This window comes from Psychroserpens sp. (genome assembly GCF_034670085.1).
Classification (GTDB): Bacteria; Bacteroidota; Bacteroidia; order Flavobacteriales; family Flavobacteriaceae; genus Psychroserpens.
The window spans coordinates 134312-161124 of record NZ_JAXMOD010000003.1 but is presented as its reverse complement, the minus strand read 5'-3'; the positions used below and the strand labels follow the sequence as shown (position 1 = coordinate 161124).

General features: G+C 32.8%; 27 protein-coding genes. 16 read left to right on the top strand and 11 right to left on the bottom strand.

From position 1 onward, the window contains the following. The gene (locus VOI25_RS06850) at nt 1-459 is read right to left on the bottom strand and encodes a GAF domain-containing protein (RefSeq protein WP_323788312.1); all 459 of its coding nucleotides are present in this window, start codon (nt 457-459) and stop codon (nt 1-3) included. 87 nt (nt 460-546) lie between these two features. On the opposite strand from VOI25_RS06850, the gene xrtF reads away from it, so the two are divergent. The 6 genes from xrtF to VOI25_RS06820 all read left to right on the top strand — a co-directional run bounded on the left by xrtF (nt 547) and on the right by VOI25_RS06820 (nt 5435). Then, on the top strand, nt 547-1098 hold the full coding sequence (gene xrtF / locus VOI25_RS06845) for an exosortase family protein XrtF (protein WP_323788311.1): 552 nt from the start codon (nt 547-549) through the stop codon (nt 1096-1098). Next, on the top strand, nt 1091-1519 hold the full coding sequence (locus VOI25_RS06840; RefSeq protein ID WP_323788310.1) for an exosortase F system-associated membrane protein: 429 nt from the start codon (nt 1091-1093) through the stop codon (nt 1517-1519). The genes xrtF and VOI25_RS06840 overlap by 8 nt, the downstream gene beginning before the upstream one ends. A 65-nt stretch (nt 1520-1584) precedes the next feature. After that, complete coding sequence (locus VOI25_RS06835) at nt 1585-2001, top strand: HYC_CC_PP family protein (protein ID WP_323788309.1); 417 nt, start codon at nt 1585-1587, stop codon at nt 1999-2001. Nucleotides 2002-2078: 77 nt separating this feature from the next. Beyond that, complete coding sequence (locus VOI25_RS06830; RefSeq protein WP_323788308.1) at nt 2079-2810, top strand: heavy-metal-associated domain-containing protein; 732 nt, start codon at nt 2079-2081, stop codon at nt 2808-2810. Beyond that, entirely contained in the window at nt 2811-5051 is a 2241-nt protein-coding gene (locus VOI25_RS06825) for a TonB-dependent receptor (RefSeq protein WP_323788307.1), read from the top strand. It abuts the gene before it with no gap. A 21-nt stretch (nt 5052-5072) separates the two neighbouring features. Further along, nucleotides 5073-5435, top strand: a complete 363-nt coding sequence (locus tag VOI25_RS06820) for a heavy-metal-associated domain-containing protein (protein WP_323788306.1) — start codon at nt 5073-5075, stop codon at nt 5433-5435. A 35-nt stretch (nt 5436-5470) separates the two neighbouring features. Here the strand turns inward: VOI25_RS06820 and VOI25_RS06815 are convergent, their stop codons facing one another. The 9 genes from VOI25_RS06815 to miaB form a co-directional block, all read right to left on the bottom strand. Next, nucleotides 5471-6109 (bottom strand): DUF6090 family protein, encoded by a 639-nt coding sequence (locus VOI25_RS06815; protein WP_323788305.1) that lies wholly within the window; start codon nt 6107-6109, stop codon nt 5471-5473. 135 nt (nt 6110-6244) lie between these two features. After that, nucleotides 6245-7879 carry a chaperonin GroEL gene (gene groL, locus VOI25_RS06810; protein WP_323788304.1) on the bottom strand — a complete coding sequence of 545 codons (1635 nt, stop codon included), beginning with the start codon at nt 7877-7879 and terminating at the stop codon, nt 6245-6247. A gap of 23 nt (nt 7880-7902) precedes the next feature. Continuing rightward, nucleotides 7903-8178, bottom strand: coding sequence for a co-chaperone GroES (gene groES / locus VOI25_RS06805; protein WP_323788303.1), 276 nt, complete (start codon nt 8176-8178; stop codon nt 7903-7905). 149 nt (nt 8179-8327) lie between these two features. Then, nucleotides 8328-8687: a preprotein translocase subunit SecG gene (secG, locus tag VOI25_RS06800; protein ID WP_323788302.1), complete on the bottom strand. Its 360-nt coding sequence runs from the start codon at nt 8685-8687 to the stop codon at nt 8328-8330. Nucleotides 8688-8692: 5 nt separating this feature from the next. Further along, nucleotides 8693-9643, bottom strand: coding sequence for a hypothetical protein (locus VOI25_RS06795; RefSeq protein WP_323788301.1), 951 nt, complete (start codon nt 9641-9643; stop codon nt 8693-8695). 7 nt (nt 9644-9650) lie between these two features. Next, on the bottom strand, nt 9651-10157 hold the full coding sequence (locus VOI25_RS06790) for an LptE family protein (protein ID WP_323788300.1): 507 nt from the start codon (nt 10155-10157) through the stop codon (nt 9651-9653). Between the two features lie 84 nt (nt 10158-10241). Next, nucleotides 10242-11510 (bottom strand): sigma-54 dependent transcriptional regulator, encoded by a 1269-nt coding sequence (locus VOI25_RS06785; RefSeq protein WP_323788299.1) that lies wholly within the window; start codon nt 11508-11510, stop codon nt 10242-10244. A 26-nt stretch (nt 11511-11536) separates the two neighbouring features. Beyond that, nucleotides 11537-12397, bottom strand: coding sequence for a hypothetical protein (locus VOI25_RS06780; RefSeq protein WP_323788298.1), 861 nt, complete (start codon nt 12395-12397; stop codon nt 11537-11539). Between the two features lie 9 nt (nt 12398-12406). After that, a complete protein-coding gene (miaB, locus tag VOI25_RS06775) occupies nt 12407-13852 on the bottom strand; it encodes a tRNA (N6-isopentenyl adenosine(37)-C2)-methylthiotransferase MiaB (protein ID WP_323788297.1) in 1446 nt (481 codons plus the stop codon). Between the two features lie 170 nt (nt 13853-14022). Here miaB and VOI25_RS06770 point away from each other — a divergent pair, with 170 nt between their 5' ends. The 10 genes from VOI25_RS06770 (at nt 14023) to VOI25_RS06725 (ending at nt 26361) form a co-directional block, all read left to right on the top strand. After that, complete coding sequence (locus tag VOI25_RS06770; RefSeq protein WP_323788296.1) at nt 14023-14787, top strand: hypothetical protein; 765 nt, start codon at nt 14023-14025, stop codon at nt 14785-14787. Between the two features lie 44 nt (nt 14788-14831). Beyond that, entirely contained in the window at nt 14832-15275 is a 444-nt protein-coding gene (locus VOI25_RS06765; protein WP_323788295.1) for a hypothetical protein, read from the top strand. A gap of 16 nt (nt 15276-15291) precedes the next feature. Continuing rightward, nucleotides 15292-16518, top strand: a complete 1227-nt coding sequence (locus VOI25_RS06760; protein ID WP_323788294.1) for a hypothetical protein — start codon at nt 15292-15294, stop codon at nt 16516-16518. 161 nt (nt 16519-16679) lie between these two features. Then, nucleotides 16680-19184 carry a type I DNA topoisomerase gene (gene topA / locus VOI25_RS06755; RefSeq protein WP_323788293.1) on the top strand — a complete coding sequence of 835 codons (2505 nt, stop codon included), beginning with the start codon at nt 16680-16682 and terminating at the stop codon, nt 19182-19184. A 5-nt stretch (nt 19185-19189) separates the two neighbouring features. Then, nucleotides 19190-20356: a formimidoylglutamase gene (locus VOI25_RS06750; protein WP_323788292.1), complete on the top strand. Its 1167-nt coding sequence runs from the start codon at nt 19190-19192 to the stop codon at nt 20354-20356. A gap of 188 nt (nt 20357-20544) precedes the next feature. Next, on the top strand, nt 20545-21915 hold the full coding sequence (gldK, locus tag VOI25_RS06745; protein WP_323788291.1) for a gliding motility lipoprotein GldK: 1371 nt from the start codon (nt 20545-20547) through the stop codon (nt 21913-21915). 73 nt (nt 21916-21988) lie between these two features. Next, nucleotides 21989-22621: a gliding motility protein GldL gene (gene gldL, locus VOI25_RS06740; protein WP_323788290.1), complete on the top strand. Its 633-nt coding sequence runs from the start codon at nt 21989-21991 to the stop codon at nt 22619-22621. A gap of 57 nt (nt 22622-22678) precedes the next feature. Beyond that, nucleotides 22679-24244, top strand: coding sequence for a gliding motility protein GldM (gene gldM, locus VOI25_RS06735; RefSeq protein ID WP_323788289.1), 1566 nt, complete (start codon nt 22679-22681; stop codon nt 24242-24244). Between the two features lie 36 nt (nt 24245-24280). Next, a complete protein-coding gene (gldN, locus tag VOI25_RS06730) occupies nt 24281-25177 on the top strand; it encodes a gliding motility protein GldN (RefSeq protein ID WP_323788288.1) in 897 nt (298 codons plus the stop codon). 131 nt (nt 25178-25308) lie between these two features. Beyond that, nucleotides 25309-26361: an FAD-binding oxidoreductase gene (locus VOI25_RS06725; RefSeq protein ID WP_323788287.1), complete on the top strand. Its 1053-nt coding sequence runs from the start codon at nt 25309-25311 to the stop codon at nt 26359-26361. A gap of 15 nt (nt 26362-26376) precedes the next feature. Here VOI25_RS06725 and VOI25_RS06720 read toward each other — a convergent pair whose 3' ends face one another. Further along, the gene (locus VOI25_RS06720) at nt 26377-26760 is read right to left on the bottom strand and encodes a DUF983 domain-containing protein (protein WP_323788484.1); all 384 of its coding nucleotides are present in this window, start codon (nt 26758-26760) and stop codon (nt 26377-26379) included. Nucleotides 26761-26813 lie beyond the last annotated feature (53 nt).

Here is a 26813-nt window from a genome sequence, read left to right as displayed (position 1 = left end):
CTAATTAATTATTTGAGCAACCCTCTCACAAACAAATTCTAAAAAACGTTCGTCTTCTTCAGTAAATGGATCGGGAGTATTTGAATCTATATCTATCTGACCAATATTTTCGCCATTGACAAAAATCGGAATTACAATTTCTGCTTTTACTGTTATACTGCAAGCAATATAATTGTCTTGTGCCGAAACATCAGGTACCACAAAATTTTGGTTGGACACGGCTACTTGTCCACAAATACCCTTCCCAAATGGAATAATAACATGATCTGTAGGTTCGCCAACATAAGGTCCCAGTTTTAACTCATTTTTGTTGCCGTTTTTAAAATAAAACCCAACCCAATTGTAATGAGCTACGCGATCTTCAAGAAGTTTACAAATGTCAAGAAGTTTTTCATCAATAGTTCTAGAACTTTGTTTTATGATGGCTTCTACTTCAGGTTTTAGGGCATTGAAAATCATTGTTATTAAAATTTTAGTAAAAGTATTTAAAAAGTATCATTTCTATATTCATTTTATATAATTTTAACTCAATAAAATGGATAGCTATTGAAGGCACTTTTTCTTAAATACAAATCAGTCGTAAAGTTTATTTTAACCTTTCTAACGGTTTATTTTGTGTTGACTTTAATGTATAAATTGTATTTGGATGCATCTGAAGGTTCTAACTATTATCCTGACTATTTCACCAATTTAGTATCTAAACAAAGTAACGTACTAATAAATGCATTTGGTTATGATGCACATGTCATGCCGCATGCTGATGAGTCTTCAATGAAACTTATTATTAACGATAAATTTGTCGCTAGAGTAGTAGAAGGTTGTAATTCGATAAGTGTTATTATTCTCTTTATCTCTTTTATTGTTGCTTTTGCTGGTAAATTTAAAGCTACATTTTTATATATAATATCAGGTAGTGTTTTAATTTATGTGGTTAATTTAATTCGAATCATCATTTTATCGATTGGATTGTACAACTATCCTTGGCGACGTGAAATTTTACATACCGTAATATTTCCTTTAATTATTTATGGAATGGTTTTTCTGCTATGGATGTTTTGGGTGAATCGATTTTCTAAACTAGAAAAAGCAAATGCGTAATCCTATATCGATCATATTAATTTTGGTATTATTTATCTTGTTGGTACTTATTCGTGTATTTGAAAACGAACTGTTTTATGATCCATACCTGTCTTTTTTCAAGAACGATTATTTACATATCGATTCACCAAGACGCGAGATTTTTAAATTAACGATGTATACAACCTTGAGATATGCGCTTAATTCGCTAATATCATTAGGGATTATTTATCTTTTTTTTAAAGATAAATCTATTGTAAAATTTTCTTCTTCAGTGTTTGGTATTGCCTATATTATTTTGATTGCTTTGTTTTTGTATTTTGTAATTCACCCAAGCCAAGAAGACTACTATTTGTTTTTTAATTTTAGACGTTTTTTAATTCAGCCTATTTTATTATTACTCTTGTTACCAGCATTTTATTATTATAAGTTGAAACAGTAAAACGTTAATGCTAACTTAAAAAAAAATGTCATGTCTCCCTTTTTTGTAACTTTGTAAAGAGTTTTATGAAGTTTAAACAAACATTATATCAATTATTTTCAACAACAATGGCTTTGCTAGTGTTGTTTTCGACGGTTTCTTTTACTGTGGAAAAACATTACTGTGGAGATACTTTGATTGATACTGCAGTATTCTCGGAAGTGCAAAAATGCAATATGGAAACTTCAGAGGTAGACCAATCTAAAATTAAAAAGAAGAGTTGTTGTAAAGATGAGCTAGAAGTAGTTAAAGGCCAAGATCAACTCAAACAATCACAATTTGAAGATATATCATTTGAACAACAGATAGTTGTTGTTTCATATCTTTACTCATTTAGCCATAGTTTTGAGGAATTACCTAAACTTATTATTCCTCATAAAAATTATTCTCCTCCCAATCTCGTTGAGGACATTCAATTACTTGATGCTGTATTCTTAATTTGATTTACTAGTATTTTATAAATTCAAAGTATGGGCTTTAAATGACCTATGCGAATTTCATATACTAAAAAATCAAAATCATGACACATACATATAGCATAACAGGTATGACTTGTAATAACTGTAAATCTTCCGTAGAGAAGGCATTACTTTCATTGGATAAGGTAGAACATATATCTATAGATTTAGAAAATTCCAAGGCTGTAATTAACATGTCCAAACCTGTTTCAATCGAAACAATGCAGAATGCTCTAGCTTCTAAATATTCAATTGCAGAGCTAACAGAATCGAATGTTTTTAAATCCGTTACAGCAGAAACAAATGTAAAAGAAAGTGATCTTAAGCAATTGTTTCCTTTATTCCTGATTTTTGGATATATCATTGGAGCTTCCATTCTATTAAATAGAAACCTTTGGAGTATAGAAAGTTTTATGCTCGATTTTATGGGTCTTTTTTATATCGTTTTTAGCTTCTTTAAACTACTCGATTTAAAAGGGTTTCCTGAATCTTTTAGAATGTATGATCCTTTAGCGAAGTCAATTCCAGCCTATGGTTGGATTTATCCTTTTATTGAGTTAGCACTTGGATTACTTTTCTTAATGCGTTTTCAAATCACATTGGCACTTATTATTACTATAATTGTTTTAGGTATCACAACAATTGGAGTTACTAAAAGCTTGTGGAGTAAAACATCAATTCAATGTGCGTGTTTAGGAACGGCTTTAAAACTTCCAATGACCAAAGCTACTTTTATTGAAAACAGCATAATGATTATTATGGCAGTTGTCATGTTATTAAAAACCTACAATTAAATGAAAAACATAATATATATATTATTAGCGCTTCCGTTTTTAATGTTTTCCCAAGACCAGCTATCTGGGGAAATTTTGGAACTCAATACCGAAAACAATACATTTCCTGTAGTAGGAGCAAACGTATTTTGGCTAAATACGTCTGTTGGTGCAGTTACTGATATCGACGGAAAATTTACAATTCCGTATGAAACAAGTTACAAGCAATTAGTTATTAGTTACGTTGGTTATCAAACAGATACCTTAACTATTACTCAGCCAAAATACATTAAACATTATATTAAAGCTTCAGGCGAATTGGATGAGGTAACCATTACTTCACGTAAACAATCTACGCTGAAATCTTATATGAAAGCTGCTAATATTATCACAGTTAGTAGTGATGAGTTACTGAAAGCAGCATGTTGTAATCTATCTGAAAGCTTTGAAACTAATCCGTCAATTGATGTTAACTTTTCTGATGCGCTTACGGGTGCAAGGCAAATTAAGATGTTAGGTTTAACCAGTAAATATATTTTAATTACTACAGAGAATGTACCTTCAATTCGAGGAGCATCTCAGGCATTTGGATTGAGTTTTATACCAGGAACTTGGGTAGAGAGTATTCAAATTACAAAAGGTGCAGGAAGCGTTACTAATGGCTTTGAAAGTATTGCAGGACAAATTAATGCCGAGCTTCAAAAACCATCTACAGACAATCGCTTCTTTGCAAATTTTTATGCGGCAAGTAGTGAACGTATGGAGCTAAATACACATATTAATACCAAAGTGAATGACAAATGGAGTACAGGCTTTTATATTCATGGAAATACGCATCAAAAAAAGCATGATGTTAATAATGATGGATTTATGGATATGCCTTTGTATAATCAGGTTAATGTTATGAATCGTTGGCAATACACAAATCCGGAAAAAGGTTTAGTTAGTTTTATCAATGTGCGTTATTTAAATGATGCAAAGCAAGCTGGACAGTTAAATTTTGATCCAAATAATGATAAACTTACTACCAATGCTTGGGGAAGTGAAATTGATACAGAACGGTTTGAAGTCACCACTAAATTTGGATACGTAAACCCTGAAGTACCATGGCAGAGTTTAGGTGTGCAATTTGCTTTTAGCACGCATAAACAAGATTCGTATTATGGTTTAAATACATATGATATACATCACAACAGTGTGTATTCTAATTTGATTTATAATTCAATAATTAGTGATTCTAGACATAAGATCAAAACGGGAGTAAGTTTTACTTATGATCATTATGATGAGTTTGCAATTAATACCGATTTCGAACGCAGTGAGCGCTCATTTGGTGGATTTTTTGAATATGCTTATGATAATTTAGATAAGTTAACCTTAACTGCAGGACTAAGGTTTGATACACATAATTTGTTAGGAGAGTTTGTAACACCTAGATTGCACTTGAGATATACACCTTGGGAAAAATCGGCTTTGAGATTTTCTGTAGGTAGAGGTAAACGTAGTGCGAATATTTTTGCCGAAAACCAAAATATGTTTGCGACTTCAAGAACGGTAAATATTTTAAATACAAACGGAAATATTTATGGTTTAGATCCAGAAATTGCATGGAATTACGGCGTATCTTATCTTCAAGGATTTAATCTTTTCGAAAGAAAAGGCGATATTACTTTTGATTATTACAAAACCGATTTCCAGAATCAAGTGGTTGTTGATTGGGAAAATCCACAAGAGGTAAATTTCTATAATTTAAAAGGAAACAGTTTTGCTAATAGTTTTCAAGTTGAAGTAAATTATAATGTATTTGAACATTTCGATTTTAGAACTGCATATAAATACTATGATGTACAAACTAAATATTTAACAGGTAAATTAGCAAAGCCTTTAACTCCAAAGCATCGTTTTTTTGCTAATGCATCCTATGAAACGAATAAGGAAGAAGGAGAGTTGTCTAATTGGAAATTTGATCTTACTTATAATTGGTTGAGTGAACAACGTTTTGCTTCAACAAGTTCTAATCCAGCTGAGTTTAGATTACCTGAAGAATCGCCAACTGTTGGAACCTTAAATGCCCAAGTGACTAAAGTATTTTCTCCTAAGTTTGAAGTGTATGTTGGAGGTGAGAATGTTACAAATGTTAGACAAAATAATCCAATTTTAGGAGCAAATGATCCCTTTGGTTCAAATTTTGATACTACATTTGTATATGGCCCAGTTTTTGGAAGCATGTATTACGCAGGATTGCGATTTAAAATTAAATAGATAAAAATTAAAATATAGATTATGAAAAAAGTATTTGTAATAGTTATTGTAATGTTGGTTTCAGTAGCATCATTTGCTCAAAACAAAAACGCAAAAGCATCTTTAGAAGTTGATGGCGTTTGTTTAATGTGTAAAGAACGGATTGAAAAAGCAGCCATAAGAACCAAGGGTGTGAAATCGGCCGTTTGGAATGTTGAGACCCATGAATTAAAACTTATTTATGATGAACGCAAAACAAATCTAGATACGATTACTCAAAAAATAGTAGCCGTAGGTCATGATACTAAGGCATTAAAAGCTACAGATGAAGCTTATAATTCTGTTCATCCATGTTGTAAGTATCGTGATGATGAGGTTAAAAAGGATCATGAAATCAAGAATTAAAATAAAAAAAAGCCTGAAATTTATTCAGGCTTTTTTTATTCTAAAATTTTCAAAACATTTTCACAACTAGTGATGCCTCGCTGTGTAGCATCTCGTTTTATCATAAATGAACCACGTATACTTTGCATAATATTTTTTAGCAATTTCTCATCCTTAAAAGGTGATTTGCCTTCTCGCATTAAATCGTAATTAGTTTGATATATAAAGTAATTTCCTAAATAATCTTTGTTGATGATTTCTTGTCGTTCATAGGCTTTTTGAATTTCTTTATACACAGAATAGTGCTTTAGTATATCAGACTTTAGTTTAAAGTCATTCATCAATTTTAAATCGCCAGAATTTACAAGTGTTTGATGCGTGTAATCTTCAGGCGTGAAGTTTGTGAGGTTAGCAACTGCGAAAACACCTCTTAGTTTTGCAGCCTTCTGTGGGTCATCAGATCCAAGAATTGGAATGAGGCTTCCGCAAAGTTCAATTTTTTCATTAATCTTAACGAGGTTAGATTCTAATTGCAGTTTGTCAGTTTGAATGTCCTCTTTTAAATTGCTTATATATTGTTGTTTTTGAGTTTCGTTTTTAGAATTCTCTGCGCATTTATTCATGCTAAAGGCTATAGAAATTCCTATGATAACGATTAGAATCTCTCCAAAAGCATAACGTATTTCTTTTTTCATGGACGATTAGTTTTTTTAAAGCTAAGAAAATAAATTCAATAAAAAAGCCCTTGATAGTATCAAGAGCTTTTTTCAATATATTGGTTTCGAATACCTAAGAGTAAGTAATTCTTCAATGGCGATTCACCATCGTTATTACATCATTCCTGGCATTCCGCCTCCCATTGGTGGCATTCCACCAGCTGGAGCATCTTCTTTAATGTCAACCAAAGCACATTCGGTTGTTAGAATCATTCCTGCAACCGATGCTGCATTCTCTAAAGCTATACGCGTTACTTTTTTAGGGTCGATAATTCCAGCTTTTAGCATATCAACATAAGTTTCTGATTTTGCATCAAAACCGAAGTCTTTTTTACCTTCCATAACTTTAGAAATTACAACAGAACCTTCACCACCAGCATTAGAAACAATAGTTCTTAAAGGCGCTTCAATAGCTCTTGCTACAATTTGTATACCAGTTACTTCGTCAAGATTTTCGGTAGTAATTTTTTCTAAAACTGATTTCGCTCTTACCAAAGCAACACCACCTCCAGCTACGATACCTTCTTCAACTGCAGCTCTAGTGGCATGCAACGCATCATCAACACGATCTTTCTTTTCTTTCATTTCAACTTCAGATGCTGCTCCAACATATAAAACGGCAACACCTCCAGCTAATTTAGCTAAACGTTCTTGTAGTTTTTCTTTGTCGTAATCACTTGTTGTTGATTCTATTTGCGCTTTGATTTGATTGACTCTTGCTTTGATATCTGAAGACTTTCCAGCACCATTAACAATAGTAGTATTGTCTTTGTCAATCATAATAGATTCTGCAGTTCCTAGCATGCTTAATTCTGCATTCTCAAGAGAAAATCCGCGTTCTTCAGAAATTACAGTTCCACCAGTTAAGATGGCAATATCTTCAAGCATTGCTTTACGACGATCTCCAAATCCTGGTGCTTTCACAGCAGCGATTTTAAGCCCACCACGTAATTTATTCACAACTAAAGTTGCTAAGGCTTGACCTTCAACATCTTCAGCTACAATTAATAAAGGACGACCAGATTGTGCTACAGGCTCTAAGATTGGAAGAATTTCCTGTAAATTTGAAATTTTCTTATCAAATAATAACACATAAGGATTTTCTAAATCCGCAATCATTTTATCAGAATCAGTAACGAAGTAAGGTGATAAATAACCTCTATCAAACTGCATACCTTCTACAACGTCAACATACGTTTCCATTCCTTTAGCCTCTTCAACAGTGATAACACCTTCTTTACCAACTTTACTAAATGCTTTAGCGATTAAGTCACCAATGGTATCGTCATTATTTGCAGAAATTGAAGCTACTTGCTTTATCATTTCAGATGAGCTACCTACTTTTTTAGATTGTTTTTCTAGATCTTTTACAATAGCTTCAACAGCTTTGTCGATTCCTCGTTTTAAATCCATTGGATTGGCACCAGCAGCCACATTTTTTAAACCTTCTTTTACGATGGCTTGTGCTAAAACTGTTGCAGTTGTTGTTCCGTCACCAGCTAAGTCGTTGGTTTTAGAAGCGACTTCTTTAACCATTTGCGCTCCCATATTTTCAAGCTCATTGTCAAGCTCTATTTCTTTTGCTACAGTAACTCCATCTTTAGTAACTTGAGGAGCACCAAATGATCTTCCAATGATTACGTTACGTCCTTTTGGTCCTAATGTTACTTTTACAGCATTTGCTAATGCATCTACACCACGTTTTAATCCGTCACGTGCTTCAATATCAAATTTTATGTCTTTTGCCATTTTTTTTCTAGTTTTTAAGTTGATTAAACAATTGCTAATATGTCGCTTTCACGCATGATGAGGTAATCTTTACCTTCTAACTTTAATTCTGTGCCAGCATACTTTCCGTAAAGAACAGTGTCACCAGATTTAACTGTCATAGGTTCATCTTTTGTGCCTTTACCAACAGCAACAACTTTTCCTTTTTGTGGTTTTTCTTTTGCGTTGTCTGGAATAATAATTCCTGAAGCTGTTTTAGTTTCAGCTTGCATAGGTTCAATAAGAACTCTATCTGCTAATGGTTTAATATTTAAGCTCATTGTTATGTAAGTTTTTTAATTAAATGTTTAATGTTAACGCTTAAGCGTTATGCTAAAAATGTGCCAGCAATTTTTTTACTGACAAACTTGCAGAAATAAAAAATGCCAACTAACAAGCTGGCATTTTTATAATTTTATGTATCTAAGTCTTATCCTCCAATACTGTCAGTTGGCGTTGCTGTATTGTCATCAATTGAAGTATCTGGAGTTGTTGCTGGAACCGAAGTTTCAGTATCTTGTCCGTTAATTACTTTAGAATCTTGAGAACCTCCAGCACCAGGAATAGCAAAGTTAGATGCTAATATTAGCGCTAACAATAAAGTTGCTAAAGCCCAAGTACTCTTGTCTAAGAAGTCTGTTGTCTTTTTAACACCACCTAATTGTTGGGTGCCACCTCCACCAAACGAAGATGATAATCCACCACCTTTAGGGTTTTGTACCATAACAACAACGATTAATAAAAATGCTACAAGCACGATAAGGATTAAAAATATAGTAAACGTATTCATTAGTTTTATGTATTATTTTCTTGTAATTGTTTGACTGCTTTAATTTGGTCTGCAAAGAAACCACTTTTTTCTGGATATTTCAAACTTAAAATTTTATAAGATTGAATCGCCTTTTCATAATTTTTTTGTTCGAGGTAAATTCTAGCTAAAGTCTCTGTCATCAAGCCATCATGCTTTACTGAGTCCTCTGATTTTATCTCTATTTTTGGCGTGTCTTTAGAAGGAACAATTTTTGGATTATTTTCTAAGAACTTATCTATTAGCTCATATTTTTTGCTAACTGAACTTTCGGTAATTTGAGATTTAGTTTCACTTTGTTCTGAAGAAACGCTATTTGGTTCGCTTCTTTCAATAGGTTTAAAACTAGTTATTTTGAGCCATTCTGAAAACGAATGTGTTTCAGATTTATCAAATTCTAATGGTTTTCCAATTTGCAAGGCGTCTTCAGGAGATTCTTCTATATGTTTGGCATCAATATCCAAAATAACTTGCTCTGGAGTCGTGTTTCGAAGCGATAAAAAGTTGGCAACATTTTCCATTTTCAACTTATCTTCAAATAAATTGGGATCAAGTACGCCTTTTGTGTTTTTAATATGTTCCTTTAAAGCATCGTCAATGGTCACGCTTTTGTTGATTGAAATATCATCAGCTTCGTTGACCACAATACCTTTAAGATGTTCTGAATTTTGTTTTATGATTTGAGAGATTTCATTTTGATTAAACGCTTCAGACGTGATATAATCAAATAAAATACTGCGATCTGATGTATATGCAGCAGTCGTTTTTAACTCTTGATTGTATTTGTAGCTGTCTTTGTTTTTTAGTCCTTTAAGGTATAATGCTCTAGCCGATTGGGCATACGGAAACTCAGTAATTATCGCTTGCAACTGCTCTGTTTGGTCAGATGTTATATGCTGCGGGTTTTGGAGTATATATGTGAAATCGGTTGTATTCAAAATAGTTTTACCATTTGGCTAAGGTAGCATTAAAAATGTCTTGCGTTATGCGTTCGAAAATTTCTTCAATTGCGGTGTCTTTTTGGGAGCCTATTAATTGTGAGCTACCTGAATAATCGAAAAAGAAAGAAAAGCGTTGTTCAAATTCTTCTTCAGGTTCATTTTTGTCATAAAATCGCACGTTCACACCAATTGTTAATCTGTTTTGAGCAGCTGTGCTATTGGCTTGGGCAGTGGTTGGTGAAATTCGGTAATCTGTAATTTCGCCTTCATACACTAAATCACCTCCAGAATTTACAATACTTAAATTGGTTTGATTCAGAATTAAATCTTGAAGCGCTAGTGTGAAATCTCTATCTAAACCAGGTTCTACTAAATCTGAAGCGTTTTGAAAATAATTCACCTGAAACGTTTCAATATTATCTGCAATGGACGTTCCTGTGAATGAATATGGTCCGCAACCAAAAAATAGAAATGGTAGACAAAGCAGAAATAAGTTTTTAAATGCTTTCATTTAATAAGTATTTGTTTGATTAAATGTAAATTTTAAAAACGACATGTTTAGTCTTAAAATTACTATTGATTTCATAAACTTTTCTTAAAGATCGTATTGCTTTATTTTTCTGTATAATGTGCGTTCGCTAATGCCTAATTCGGCAGCAGCTAATTTGCGTTTTCCACTATGACGTTCGAGTGATTTTTTAATTAATTCCAACTCTTTATCGTGTAAAGATAAGGTTTCTTCTTCTTCAATCTCTTCTGCAAAATGATATTTATCTTGTGAACGATCTTCAACAGTTTCTGTATAAGAATCGTGCTTTTCTGGAATTGGCAATACTTCTAAATCTTCAAAATCGCTGTCGTAAGATTCTTTTTTATTGCCTCCATAAATTTTCTGAATTAAATGTTCGTTGTCTTTTTGAACCTCATTGGCGTTGCCACTTTTCATTAATTCTAAAGTGAGTTTTTTAAGATCTGAAAGGTCACTTTTCATGTCAAACAGAACTTTATATAAAATCTCACGTTCATTGCTAAAATCGCTTTCGGCTTTAGCGTTATTGATAACGGCTGGTAAATTTGAAGAATTATTTGGTAAATACCCTCTAAGTGCTGCTGCGCTTATGACTCGATTTTGCTCAAGTACCGAAATTTGTTCGGCAACATTACGTAATTGCCTTATGTTACCATTCCAGCGGAATTTTAATAAAATATCAACAGCATCATCGTTAAGCTTGATGGTTGGCATTTTATATTTAAGTGCAAAGTCGCTAGCAAATTTTCTAAAAAGTAAGTGAATATCTTCTTGACGCTCTCTCAATGGCGGAATGGCAATTTCAACAGTGCTTAATCGGTAATATAAATCTTCACGAAATTTTTCTTTTTTTATGGCTTCAAACATATTGACGTTTGTAGCAGCCACTATACGAACATTTGTTTTTTGGACTTTACTAGATCCTACTTTTATAAATTCACCATTTTCTAATACACGTAACAAACGTACTTGTGTTGTTAACGGTAATTCTCCGACTTCATCTAAAAATATGGTACCACCATCGGCAACTTCAAAATAACCAGAACGTGTTGAAGTCGCTCCAGTAAAAGCCCCTTTTTCGTGACCAAACAGTTCACTGTCAATAGTGCCTTCAGGAATTGCACCACAATTTACAGCAATGTATTTGCCATGTTTACGATGCGATAGTTGATGAATGATTTTCGGAATACTTTCTTTACCAACACCACTTTCTCCTGTTACTAATACAGAAATATCTGTAGGAGATACTTGAATCGCTTTTTCAATAGCGCGATTAAGTTTTGCGTTGTTTCCTATAATTCCGAAACGTTGTTTTATGGCTTGAATTGATTCCATAGTTTTATTCTGCTATACAGTTTAAATTAATAATATGTATAAGTTAATGTGTTTGTAACTTCGTTTGTATTTGAGTTTGTTTTTATTATTGAAATTGGATAATCATCATCGTTGTAAATGTATTCATATACATGAGTTGTCCCTTGGAAATTGGTTCTGCTCAACACATTGTTTGGAGACATTTCAAAAGAATTAGTCCTAATAATGGTCAAGGCTAATCGATAGTTATTCATGGATTCAGCGATTGGATTTTTTTTATCGTCATAATCGGAGGTTTCCATTAAATCACTTGGATTACCATTATTTTGTGTTTGATGAATTCCAATTAAATTAAAATTAGTATCGTATTCATAATTGGTCACCTTGAAATCCGAATTTGGCATATAATTAAATGCTATTTGTCTTCTTTGAGTGATATATTGTAGAGAATTTGAATTAAATTTCAATTCAATTTCTTGATCATCCAAATCCCAACTTGTCTCGCCATCATCATAATAACGTAAAGAATTCTCATTAATACTAACTGGAGAATTAGTTCCTAAACCTATCGTTACGTAAGAATAATTGGCAATGATATTGTTATTATATGTAAGCGTTGAAATTTGATCTTCAGAACCACCTGTACTATAAGTACCAATTAATTTATTATCACTTGAATATTCAAATTTAGCAAGTATGTAATTGAAAGAAGGAAACACTTCAGTATCTGTAATAGAATCTAATCTTCCGTTTGGGTCAAAAAAATAATTTCGTTCATAATTTTCTCTTACATCGTTTATCTGTTTGATAATTAATGTGTTTGTTGTTACTTCTTCAGGCTCCTGACTATTGTCAGAATTACATGAAAAAATAAACAGAGCTAATACTAAATAGATTATATTTTTCACAACAAGTATTTAATTATTTTTTGAATACCCAATAGCTTCACCTATAAGTGTTGCACTAGTACAATCTTTAACGTCGACATTTACCAAATCTCCAATATTATACTGTTCTTTAGGAAATACAGCAACAATATTTTGAGAGGTTCTTCCAGACCATTGGTTATTAGATTTTTTAGATTCACGTTCGATTAAAACTTCAACGGTTGTATTGAGATATTCTTTCGTTCTAATTTCACTATGCTCTCGTTGTAACTGAACAATTTCAGCTAAACGTCTTTTCTTTATTACTTCAGGAATATCATCATCTAATTTTCGTTCAGCCATAGTTCCTGGTCGCTCAGAATAAGTAAACATATACCCGAAATTATATTTTACATAGTTCATTAAACTTAAGGTATCCTGATGATCTTGCTCAGTTTCAGTTGGGAAACCAGCAATTAAATCTTGACTAATGGAACATTCAGGAAGGATTCGTCTAATATTATCAATGAGTTCAAAATAGTCTTCTCTTGTGTGTAAACGATTCATTTCTTTTAAAATACGATTACTTCCGCTTTGAACAGGTAAATGAATGTGTTTACAAATGTTATCGAATTTCGCCATAGTTTCAACAACATCTAAGGTCAGATCTTGCGGATTACTCGTCGAAAAACGAATACGCATTTGTGGTTGGGTTTTAGCACATAGCTCTAGGAGTTGTGCAAAATTAACTGCAGTTGCTTTTTGCAGATCGCTCGCTTTTGAAAAATCCTTTTTGAGTCCACCACCATACCATAAATAACTATCTACATTTTGCCCCAAAAGCGTAATTTCTTTAAAACCTTTATTCCAAAGATCATTAACTTCTTCAATAATACTTTGTGGATCACGACTACGTTCACGACCTCTCGTAAACGGCACAACACAAAATGTGCACATATTATCACAACCACGAGTTATAGAAACAAAGGCAGTAACACCATTGCTGTTCAATCGCACAGGAGAAATGTCACCATAGGTTTCTTCTTTTGAAAGAATCACGTTAATGGCATCTCGACCTTCATCAACTTCGGCTAACAGGTTTGGTAAATCTTTGTATGCATCTGGTCCAACAACTAAATCGACAATCTTTTCTTCTTCTAAAAATTTAGTTTTTAAACGTTCTGCCATGCAACCTAAAACACCAACTTTCATTTTTGGGTTGATGCGTTTTACGGCATTGTATTTTTCCAAGCGTTTTCTAACGGTTTGTTCGGCTTTATCTCTAATTGAGCAGGTGTTTACTAAAACTAAATCGGCATCTTCAAGGTTTTGAGTCGTATTGAAACCTTGCTCAGACAATATTGAAGCGACAATTTCACTATCACTAAAATTCATTGCACAACCATAACTTTCAATAAAAAGCTTACGGTTGTTGCCTTTTTTAGATTCGAGGATAAGTGATTCTCCTTGTTTGTTTTCGTCTATTGTTTTTTCCATCTATTATGTTCCGTGAAAACGGAATATCCTTTTTTCTTGAAATTGAAGTTCAATAAGCATGCAAAGATACGATATTTTTAAAAATTATGACAAAGTGTCATAATAACATTTCCTTTGAAACTAGGAATTAATTCGTTTTCTTTGAAGTATCAATTACTATTTCATCTTATATGTTATTAGCAGAAATTCAACATAAAATTCAAAATGCAAGGCAACTTGATTTTGGGCAAATCTTTAATGAAAGTATAGAGTTGTTCAAAAAAGTGTGGTTGCAAGGTTTAGTAACAATATTGTTAACTTTTGCGCTTTCAATACCATTTATTATTTTGGTAATGATTCCTTTGTTTGCTTTAGGGATAATAGGAGAGAGTAATCCAAGCATGGTTGATGATATTGCTCCTTTAATGCTACTGGTAGTTGCTTTTGCTTACTTAATTTTAAGTGTAGGTGTGGTTATAATTGCTGTGGGATTAAAAGCAGCGTATTTTAGGATTATGTTTCAGCATGATATGAATCTATTAGTAAAAGATGATTATTTTTATTTTTTGAAAAGACCTTATTTGGGAAAAACCATATCCTTAGCACTTGCATATTTAGGGATTACAATTCTTGCCGCATTATTATGTTTTTTTCCTGTAATTTATGTCATAGTTCCAATGAATTTATTAATAGTATTGTATGCTTTTAATCCAGATTTGACGGTTTCTAATCTAATTAAAGTAAGTTTTGAGTTGGGAAACAGAAAATGGTTTTTAACATTTGGTTTAATTTTTATAGCTGGATTATTGGCTGAGATTATTGGAATGTTAATGTGTTTTATAGGAATCTTTGTCACAGCATCTTTTGTAAGTGTACCACTATATTTTATTTATAAGCATGTCGTTGGATTTGATAAGCCTGAAATCAAAGAAATTGAAGAATTTTCGAAAATATAACGCAACCCTTTATGAATTTTGGTATCTAATTATAAATTGACCTTATGAAATTATCTAAAACATTGATTGCGTTTTTATGTTTTCCTTTATTATTAATGAATACACAATGTGATGAAGATGATGATTTTCAAGTGAGTAATTGTGGTCAACCCGTAATTATTGATAATGCATATTTTGAATCTGCAGTGTCAAGTGAATATACGCTTGTTGATTTTAACCTTAATGGCGATTGTCTAACCATTGAAGTTTCATCTAGCGGATGCGATGGAGAAACTTGGAGTATGGTTGTAGTTGATTCTGGAAATATTGCAGAATCTTCACCTGAACAACGTTATTTGAAGTTTGTCTTTACAAATGATGAAGCCTGTCTAGCTGTCTTTAATCAGAGCCGCGAATTTAATCTTACGGGATTACGAATAGATGGTAGTAATGAAGTTGTTTTAAATATTGAAGGCCTTCCTGAGGTTATAAATTATATGTACCCATAACTAAACTAGTAGAAAAATGAAAAAATTAGTACGCATTCTTATTGTTATAAGCTTTTGGTCATGTAATACTGATGATAATCGTCAATCTGAAACGTATACGATTGCAGTTCCTGAAACCTTGAGTAAAACAGAATTTAGATCCTCAGTTGTAGTCGAAAATCCAAAACCTATTTTAAATGTAGGTAAAATTTACGCCTACAATGACTATATTTTTATAAACGAGAAGTTTAAAGGTGTGCATGTGGTTGATAATAGTAATCCATTAGCACCTCATGTGGTGAGTTTTATTAAAATACCTGGAAATGAAGATATTTCTATTAAAGATAATTTCCTTTATGCCGATAATGCCATTGATTTAGTAGTTTTTGATCTTTCAAACATTACTAGTATTCATGAAGTTGAACGATTGGAAGATGTTTTTGATGTCTATGATTATCGAGTTCCTAATGATGCTGTAGGTATAGATTATAGTAATTTTAATGCTGAGACAGATGTCATAGTTGGTTGGACCTTAGAGCAACGAGAAGGCGTTTATGATGAGATTGGCATATTTACGAGTAACGATGCCTCAGCTTTAGAATCTGGTTCAGTTGGAGTAGGTGGTTCTTTAGCTCGATTCCAAATTGTAAATGATTATTTGTACACCGTTGGAGTAGAAGTCATGAATGTGTTTAATATTTCAAATCTTGCACAACCTAATTTGGTACATACGCAATATGCTGGTTGGAATATTGAGACTATGTTTCATGCTGATGGGTATTTGTATTTAGGTGGAACAAACGGAATGTTTATCCATAGTATCGAAAATCCAGCACTGCCTCAATATATATCTAATTTTAATCATTGGGAAGGATGTGATCCTGTGGTTGTTGATGATGATTACGCCTATTTGACCCTTAGAGCCGGAAATGAGTGTGGACAAGAATTAAGTGTCTTAGAAGTTATAGATGTGAGTGACAAATTTAATCCAACACTTGTAGCAGAGCACTTTTTAGATAATCCTTATGGTTTAGGTTTTAAGAATGATCGTTTGTTTGTTTGCGATGGTGCTGCTGGACTAAAAATTTATGATAAAACTAATCCCTTAGACCTACAACTATTAAGCACATTCAGTAATGTGAATGCTACAGACGTAATTCCATTAGAAGATAGATTATTAATGATTTCGGCCAACGCATTGTATCAATATGAATACACGTCTGAAAATTCTATTGAACTCATTAGCACGTTCATTTTAAATTAAAACAAAGTCTTACTTTAAAGGTGGTTGATGTTTTCTGAATTTTTTTACGTGATTTTTCATAGATAAACACACACTTTTTTAAGATTAAATACCATCGATTTTTTTAAAAATTAGGAAGATAAATTTTTTTTCACATACATTTGTGCCTGAAAAAATCAAATATGTCGAAGAATTTAGTCATTGTCGAGTCACCAGCAAAAGCCAAAACTATTGAGAAATTTTTAGGAAAAGATTTTAAAGTTGAATCTAGTTTTGGACATATTGCAGACTTACCTTCTAAAGAATTAGGAGTAGATGTAGAGGGAGATTTTAAACCTAAATACCAAGTTTCAAAAGACAAGAAAGATGTCGTTAAAAAACTAAAGGAACTCGCTAAAAAAGCTGATATGGTTTGGTTAGCAAGTGATGAGGATCGAGAAGGTGAAGCTATCGCTTGGCACTTGGCCGAAACTTTAGGTTTAGATAAATCAAAGACGAAACGTATCGTATTTCACGAGATTACCAAGTCGGCAATTTTAAAAGCTATTGAAAACCCAAGAGGGATAGATTACGATTTGGTTGATGCACAACAAGCAAGACGTGTTTTAGATCGAATTGTTGGTTATGAATTATCTCCTGTCTTATGGAGAAAAGTAAAAGGCGGATTATCTGCTGGTCGTGTGCAATCGGTTTCAGTGCGTTTAATTGTTGAACGTGAACGTGAAATTAATGACTTTACTGCTGAAGCTTCATATCGTATTGATGCAGAGTTTTCGAATGAGGACGGACAAACATTTAAGGCGAAGCTTCCCAAGAATTTTTCTTCTAAAAAAGAGGCTTATGCATTTTTAGAATCTAATGCTAAAGCAGATTTTAAAGTTGCAGACCTTCAAAAGAAACCTGCAAAAAAATCACCAGCTGCACCATTTACAACGTCAACATTACAGCAAGAAGCGTCTAGGAAATTAGGTTTTTCTGTAAGTAGAACAATGCAAAATGCACAACGTTTATATGAAGCAGGTTTGATTACCTACATGAGAACAGATAGTGTCAATTTATCTGCTGAAGCTCAAAAAGGTGCAAAAGCCGAAATTGAAGATGCTTACGGTTCTAAATTTAGTAAATCAAGACAATATAAAGGTAAATCTAAAGGCGCTCAAGAAGCTCACGAAGCGATTCGTCCTACAGATTTTTCTAAACATACAGTAAATGTAGAAAGAGACCAGGCACGTTTATACGACTTGATTTGGAAACGAGCTATTGCGTCTCAAATGAGTGATGCTGAGTTAGAACGTACCAATGTAAAAATTGAAGCGTCAACACATAACGAAGTCTTTACAGCAAATGGAGAGGTGATTACGTTTGAGGGCTTTTTGAAAGTTTACTTAGAAGGTACTGATGATGAAGATACTGAACAAGAAGGTATGTTGCCTGCAATGAAAGTCAATGAGACTTTATTAAATAGTTATATCACAGCAACCGAACGATTTTCTCGTCCACCATATAGATATACTGAAGCCTCTTTGGTAAAACAATTAGAAGAACTTGGTATTGGTCGTCCATCTACGTATGCGCCAACAATTTCAACAATTCAAAACAGAAATTATGTTGAAAAAGGATCTAATGAAGGTGTTGAGCGAGCTTACACTCAATTAACCCTTCAAAGTGGAAGTATAAAAGATAAGTCACTTACCGAAAAAGTAAATAGTGATAAAGGTAAATTAGTACCAACAGATATAGGAATGATTGTCACCGATTTTCTTGTGACACATTTTGGTGGAATTTTAGATTACAATTTTACGGCAAAGGTTGAAGCAGATTTTGATGAAATAGCTGAAGGAAAAGAAGATTGGACTAAAATGATGAAAGATTTCTACAAGGAATTTCATCCAAAGGTAGAAGATGTTGCAGCAAATGCCGAACGTGAATCTGGTGAACGTATTCTTGGTAAAGATCCAAAAACAGGGAAGCAAGTAAGTGTGCGTTTAGGAAAGTTCGGGCCAATGGTTCAAATAGGAACCGTTGATGATGAGGAAAAACCTCAATTTGCAAGTTTATCTCCAGATCAACAATTAACTTCCATTACTTATGATGAAGCAATGGAGCTGTTTAAGTTGCCTAAACAATTAGGAACCTATGAAGGTGAAGAGGTAGAGGTGAATAATGGTCGTTTTGGACCGTATGTAAAGTTTGGTAAAGCATTCGTATCACTTCCAAAAGGAACAAATCCAATGGATGTTGAAATCGATATGGCTATCGAGTTAATTAAAGAAAAGCAAAAAGCTGATGCACCTATATATATGTATCAAGATTTACCTGTTCAAAAAGGTAAAGGTCGTTTTGGTCCATTTATTAAATGGAACAATATGTTCATTAACGTGAATAAAAAATACGATTGGGATAATTTATCAGATACAGATATCGTTACTTTGATTGAAGAAAAAATTCAGAAAGAAATAGATAAAGTCATTCACAATTGGGAAGATGAAGGTATTCGTGTTGAAAAAGCACGTTGGGGAAGACATAATATTATAAAAGGTAAAGTGAAAGTTGAGCTTCCAAAAACGGTTGATGTTTCAGAAATGACTCTAGAAGAAGCTAAAGCAGAAATTGAAAAGAAAGCGCCTAAGAAAAAAGCTGCAGCAAAGAAGAAAACTACTAAAAAGAAAACCACTAGCAAAAAGTAATAAAAATGAATTTTAATTTTTTGTCTCCCGTTGCAGATGCAGTATTAGCTCATAATGAACTATTATCTGAACAAGCGCTGGGCAAAAAAATTAAAATACATTCTTCACAACAAGGTATTCCAGATTTAGATTGTGTAAAATTAGTAATCGTTGGTGTTAAAGAAAATCGAAACGATGTTAATTATATGGGAGAAGAATTAAACTTTGATACCATACGTACATCGTTATATTCTCTTTTCCCTGGAAACTGGCATACTGAAATTGCAGATTTAGGAGATATTCCTGCTGGAGCAACAATAGAAGATACCTATTATGCTGTTCGAACAATCATTTCTGTTTTAATAGAGAAAAAAATCATTCCAATTATTATTGGTGGAAGTCAAGATCTAACTTATGCCAATTATCGTGCATACGATACTATGGCTCCTATGGTTAACATTGTTAATGTAGATAGTAATTTTGATTTAGGTGATGCCTCTGTTGAAATGAAGAATAATACTTTCTTTGGAAAAATTATTTTAGAACAGCCGTATAACTTGTTTAATTACTCGGTTATCGGTTATCAAACTTATTTCAATTCACAAGAAGAAATAGATTTAATGGATAAGCTCTATTTTGAAGCCTATCGATTAGGAGAAGTCACACATAATATTAACATGGTCGAACCAATAATGCGTGATGCTCATATTGTAACGGTCGATTTAAAATCTGTTCGTGCTGCTGAAGTAGGTTCAAAACAAAAATATTCTCCTAATGGTTTTAATGGAAAAGAGATTTGTGCTATTTCACGTTATGCCGGAATTAGTAACAAAGTATCTTCGTTTGGGATATATGAATATAAAACAACAACTGACATAGATGCAACTCCTATGCTGATTTCACAAATGATGTGGTATTTCATAGAAGGTGTCAATTGTAGAATAAATGATGATAATTTTGAAGATGAAAATAATTATCAAAAGTACAATGTACTTATTGAAGATGAAGAGCTTATATTTTATAAAAGTATAAAAACTGGACGTTGGTGGATTGAAATTCCTTTTTTGCCAAATGTTAATAATAAATTAAAAAAGCATACGTTATTACCTTGCACGCACGAAGATTATTCAGAAGCTAGTCAAGGTAAAATACCAGAAAGATGGTATAAAGCGTATAAAAAGAACAGTTTTTAGTATATTTATCTTTTAAAAGTTTAGCGTTTTTTTAATCGACGAAATGTTAATTTAATAGGATGAAGTGCAAAAAAACTATAAAAAAAATTGGTTTTTACAAAATATATAAATATGTTTACTGCCTTAAAAATAATAAACACGTTTTTAAGACTTATAATTACAACTAAATAATTTAACCTCGAGTTTCTATGAATATTAAGAAGTTTGTTTTATTGACTGCTGTTTTAGCTTTATTAGTCGGCTGTGGCTCTGGTGACAGAGGAGAGCTGATTGGAGTTAAAGGAAAGAAATGGCATCCTGAAAAACCATATGGTATGGCACTTGTTCCAGGTGGCGCATTTATAATGGGTAAATCGGATGATGACCTTGCTGGTGTTCAAGATGCACCAACCCGAACTGTTACTGTTAGAGCGTTCTATATGGACGAAACTGAAATTACTAATAGTGAGTATCGTGAGTTTGTATATTGGGTTAGAGATTCAATATTAAGAACTAAACTAGCCATTTTAGCTGATGAAATTGGTGAAACTCCGGGTAATGGAGGTATTGGTGAATTTGCATTTAATGATGCTGATCCTGAAAATATGTCTGTATATGAGAAATATATGTATGATAATTATAGTGGATTAGGTCCTACTGGTTATGAAGGTCGAAAATTAAATCACGATGTTGATTTAATTTTAGATACAAATGACTATCCAGATGAGTATTATGCAGAAGTTATGGATACAATGTATTTACCTATTGAAGAATCATACAATGGTCAACGTACTTGGGATGTGAAGAAATTTAAGTTCCAGTATAAATATATGGATATTCAAAAAGCAGCTAAAGATCGTAGTTTACGACGTAAAGATGTAATAATTACTGAAGAGGTAGAAGTGTATCCAGACACAACAGCTTGGATACGTGATTTCTCATATTCTTACAACGAACCTATGCACAATGATTACTTCTGGCATGACGCTTATGGCGATTATCCTGTAGTAGGTGTATCTTGGAAACAAGCCAATGCATTTTGTCAATGGAGAACACTTAAGAAAAACTCTTATCAGAAAAGTAAAGGAAAGCAATATGTAAATAAATTCAGATTGCCATCTGAAGCAGAGTGGGAATACGCTGCAAGAGGTGGTCTGCAAGGAGCAACATATCCTTGGGGTGGACCTTATGCTAAAAACGATAGAGGTTGTTTTATGGCTAACTTTAAGCCATTAAGAGGTGATTACGCTGCAGATCAAGCTTTATATACTGTAGAAGCTGATGCATATGAACCAAACGATTTTGACCTTTATAATATGGCAGGTAATGTTTCTGAATGGGTTCAAGGATCTTATGAAGCGGCATCCTATGAATACTCTGCGTCTTTTAATCCAACGGTAAACGATCCAGATAACGAACGCAAAGTTGTGCGTGGAGGATCTTGGAAAGATGTTGCTTACTTTTTACAAGTGAGTTCAAGAGATTACGAATATGCAGATTCTGCAAGAAGCTACATTGGGTTTAGAACAGTTCAAGATTATATGGGAACTGAAGTAACTCTTAATGCTGCAACCAACTAATTAATAATTAACTAAACTAAATATTTAATCTACTTAAGTAATTCACTTAGGGCTAAAACTAAAAATTAAAATTATGGCACAAAAAGGAAAAGTAACCGTAACTAATATGATCTACGGATTAGGAGCAGCAATTGTAATTGTTGGAGCTTTATTTAAAATACAACACTGGCCTTTCGGATCTGAAATTCTTACCCTAGGAATGATTGTTGAGGCATTAGTATTTACATATTCAGCTTTTGAAAGACAACAATCGGAATTAGACTGGTCACTAGTATATCCTGAGCTTGCGGGAGGAATGATGTCAAATAAAAAGGGCAAAGAAGAACCTAAAGATGCCGAAGGTTTATTATCAAAAAAATTAGATAACCTTTTAAAAGAAGCTAAAATTGATGGTGAATTAATGGCAAGTCTTGGAACGAGCATTAAAAACTTTGAAGGTGCTGCAAAAGGGATTAGCCCAACTGTAGATTCAATGAATGCTCAAAAGAAATACAGCGAAGAAATGTCTTTAGCTGCTGCTCAAATGGAATCTTTAAATAGCCTTTACAAAGTACAAATGGAAAGTGCTAATCGTCAAGCTGCTATTAATGAAGAAGCGGTTGAAAACGCAACTAAATTAAAAGAACAAATGCAATCTTTAGCTTCTAACTTATCATCTTTAAATGGTGTATATGGTGGAATGCTTTCTGCGATGAATAAAAGCTAATTAGTTTTTAAACTAGAATTAATAACAACTATTAACAAACTAAAAAACTAATTTAAAATGGCAGGAGGAAAATTATCTGCAAGGCAGAAAATGATTAACTTGATGTACTTAGTATTTATTGCTATGATGGCGATGAATATGTCTAAAGAAGTACTATCCGCTTTCGGATTAATGGAAGCAAAATTTGCTAGTGCAAACATTGCAACAACAGACAGAAATGAAACGTTGTTAGCTGATTTAGAACAAAAATCAGAAGAGAAGCCTGAAGAATTTATGATTCCAGCTTCAAAAGCAAAAGAAGTGAGTATCGCTTCAGAAAAGTTTTATAATTATATTGAAACTTTAAAGAGTGATTTATTAAAGAATGGTGAATATGTTATAGATCCTGAAACTGGTAAATTACCATTTGAGGCTATGGATAAAACTGACATCTTAGATGAAGCTTGGTTTACAGGTGATAGATTTACTAAGAAAGGTGATGAGGTAATGGCTAATATTAATAGCTATAAATCTGAAATCAGAACAATCTTAGGAGAAGATATTAAATATAGCAAAGCTTTAAAAAGTTTTGAAGAATTATTTAGTACTGAAAAGGAATCTAATAAAGATGGGAAGAAAATAGAGTGGTTAAATTACCATTTTCAAGGTTTCCCGGCAATTGCTTCTTATACTAAATTAACAGCAATGCAAAATGATGTAAAAGTTACTGAAGCTGGTATGATGAACCTTTTCTTAGGAAATGTTTTGACAGATGCAGTATCTCTTAATAAGTATCAAGCCATCGTTCTATCTGATAAATCAGCATTTTTTGCTGGTGAAAAATTCCAAGGTAGAGTTGTTATAGGTAAATACGCTAAAGTTCCTCCAACAGGTTTAAGTATTGGTGGACAATCTATTGATTTAACTGAAGCAATCGATTCAACAGGTGCTGCTCGTTTAGATTTTAACGTTGGTGGTGTTGGTGAACATGAAATTGATGGTAAATTCACGTTCTTAGAAGACGGGAAGCCTTTAGAAATTCCAATTAAAGGAAACTATGTGGTTGTGCCTAGACCAAACTCTGCTACAATTTCTGCAGATAAGATGAATGTTGTATATCGTGGCGTTGTAAACCCTATGACAATATCCTTTGCTGGTGTACCAGATAATAAGGTGTCTGCATCAGGTGCTGGATTGAAAAAAGGTTCAGGTATTGGTAAATACACAATGGTACCTACATCTGGTAGAGAAGTTGCAATTAATGTAACTGCAACACTTGATGATGGTTCTAAAGTTAGTGATAAAGCGATATTTAGAATTAAAGATATTCCAAAGCCATCAGGTCAAATAGCAGGACAAATAGGAACTGCTAAATTACCTAGAAACAATGTGGAAATTGGTCGTATTGAAGCTGTATTAGAAGATTTCGATTTCGATTTACCATTAACAGTAACTGGATTTAAAATAAAAGTTGAAGGAAAACCTTCTGTGACTTGCTCTGGTAATAGACTTAATGGTGCAGCTAAATCTGCGCTTAGAAGTGCTAAACGAGGATCTCAAGTTCAAATTTTTGAGATCAAATCAAGAAGTAATGGTCCTGCTATTAAACCAGCATCACCACTTGTTATTGAGTTGACTAACTAATCAACTTTAAAAAGAACCCAAATTAATATTGAAAAGATGAATTATAAATTTTTATTATCAATCATTGCCATAGGTTTTACATCTAGTATGTATTCGCAGGCAAATATTTTAAATGCTAGAGTACCTCAAGAAGTAGGTGTTAAAACTGAAGCTCAGTTAGCATTAGATAATGACAAACCATTAGAATACGGTTATGTTGATGATAGAGACATATTGTTCTCTAAAATGACTTGGGAAAAAGTTGTTTTAGACGAACGTGTGAACTTTCCATTGTACTTTCCTGTAGATACTAATAATATAGGAAAAGAAAGACGTTCTTTATATCATACATTGATTAAAGCCGTTAAAGATGGAAAAATCGAGAATGTTTATAACGATTCTTATTTCTCACAAAAACGTTCTCTAAAGGAACTTAAAGACATCACAACTAAAGTTGATACTTTAGATATTGGTTATGACCAATTAAATGCTGATGGTTATGTAGATCCTGAGTATATTACAACTACTAATATTGAAGCCTTTCATATTAGTGCATACTTAATTAAAGGACTGTGGTATTTTGATAAGCGTCATGGAGAATTGAAGTATAGAATATTAGGGATTGCACCTGCAGCTCCAGATGTTAACTTTTTAGACTCTGAAGATGAATCTTTAAAGACGCCTAATGCGTTATTTTGGATTTTCTATCCTGAAGCTAGACAAATATTACATGAAGGGAAAGCTTTTAATAATAAGAATAGTGCCATGCCATTATCTTTTGATCACGTTTTAAATTCTAGACGCTTTAACGCTTATATGTACAAAGAAGAAAATGTATATGGAGATCGTGAAGTTAAAGAATATGTGGCTGACAATGCATTAATGCAAATGTTAGAATCTGATCGAATTAAAGATAAGATTCGTGATTTCGAACAAGATATGTGGGCTTATTAAATAGCACATAAATTATAGATAAAAGCGCTCACTATTTAGTGAGCGCTTTTTGTTTTTGTGCATATGAGAATTCATGAATCTTTTTTGAAGAGAGGAAGTATCCTAATGATATCTTCTTTATTTTTGCTTCAATGAAAGATGTAGACTATATAATAGTAGGTAATGGACTCGCTGGTATTGCCTTTTGCGAACAACTAAGAAAACACAATAAGGACTTTATTGTATTTGATAACCAATCTCAACAGTCTTCAAGAGTTGCAGCAGGTTTATACAATCCTGTAGTATTAAAACGATTTACTTATGTTTGGAAGGCAAAATTTCAACTAGAATTAGCACTTCCTAAATATAAAGAACTCGAAGAGTTACTTCAGATTAAACTAGATTATAAACTACCAATTTATAGAAAATTCACGTCTATTGAAGAACAAAATGATTGGTTTACAGCATCAGATAAGGCTGTTTTGTGTGATTATTTATCAACAACCTTAATAAAAAACGAAAACCCTCATATACGTGCTGAATATGGTTTTGGAGAGGTATTACATTCAGGTAGAATCAATACTACAAAACTAATTACTTCGTATTGTGATTTTTTGGACAACGAAAAGAGGTTGTATAAAGAAGAGTTTCATCACAATCAATTAGAAATTCGGGACAATGGTGTTCAGTATAAAAATATTGCTTCAAAATACATTGTATTTGCTGAAGGATTTGGGTTAAAGAAAAATCCATTTTTCAAAAACCTTCCCTTAAATGGAACAAAGGGCGAGATGCTTACGATTAAAGCTACAGATTTGAAGATGAATTTTATTTTGAAGTCTTCCGTATTTGTTGTTCCCTTAGGAAGCGATTTGTATTGGATTGGTGCTACTTACGAAAGGGAAGATAAAACACATTCAATTACCTCAGTAGCAAAGGATGAATTAATTGAGAAATTGAAAAAAATCATAAATTGTGATTTTGAAATTATTCATCAAGTTGCTGGGATTCGTCCAACAACAGTAGATCGCAGACCTTTAGTTGGTAGTCATCCAGAGTATCACAATGTATTTGTACTAAACGGATTAGGGACTAGAGGTGTGATGATGTCACCATTTGCGGCTAAACAGTTGTTTAATAAAATTGAACACGGAATTAGTTTAGACCAAGAATTAGATATTAAAAGGTTCAAAGTTGGTCGATAAACGTAGTCAAAATAGCTATTTCTTGACCAGACTTTTGTCGTAACTCATAAATAAATTTATCCATATATTTCTAGAAAGTCGCATTATGATTGGTCCACAAACAATCACTGTCATAACAATCACTATAAAAGCAGTAAGTAGGGAGCTTTTTAAAAATGAATAGCTAATAACAAACGCGGCAACGGCAAATGCAATCCCAACACCATAACTCACATACATTGAACCATAAAAAAACGAAGGTTCCAAGCGATAACGTGTATTACAGTGTGAACACTTATCATTGATTTTTAAAACATCACTTAATGCATAAGGATTTTTATTTTCATACATAGATTCCTGATGACATTTCGGACAAGCTCCTGTAAAAATACTGTATACTTTTGTGCCTTTTAACATGATTTAAATTTGTTTACTTTTGCGCTTTGTATTTAGGTACAAATTTACGTTTTATT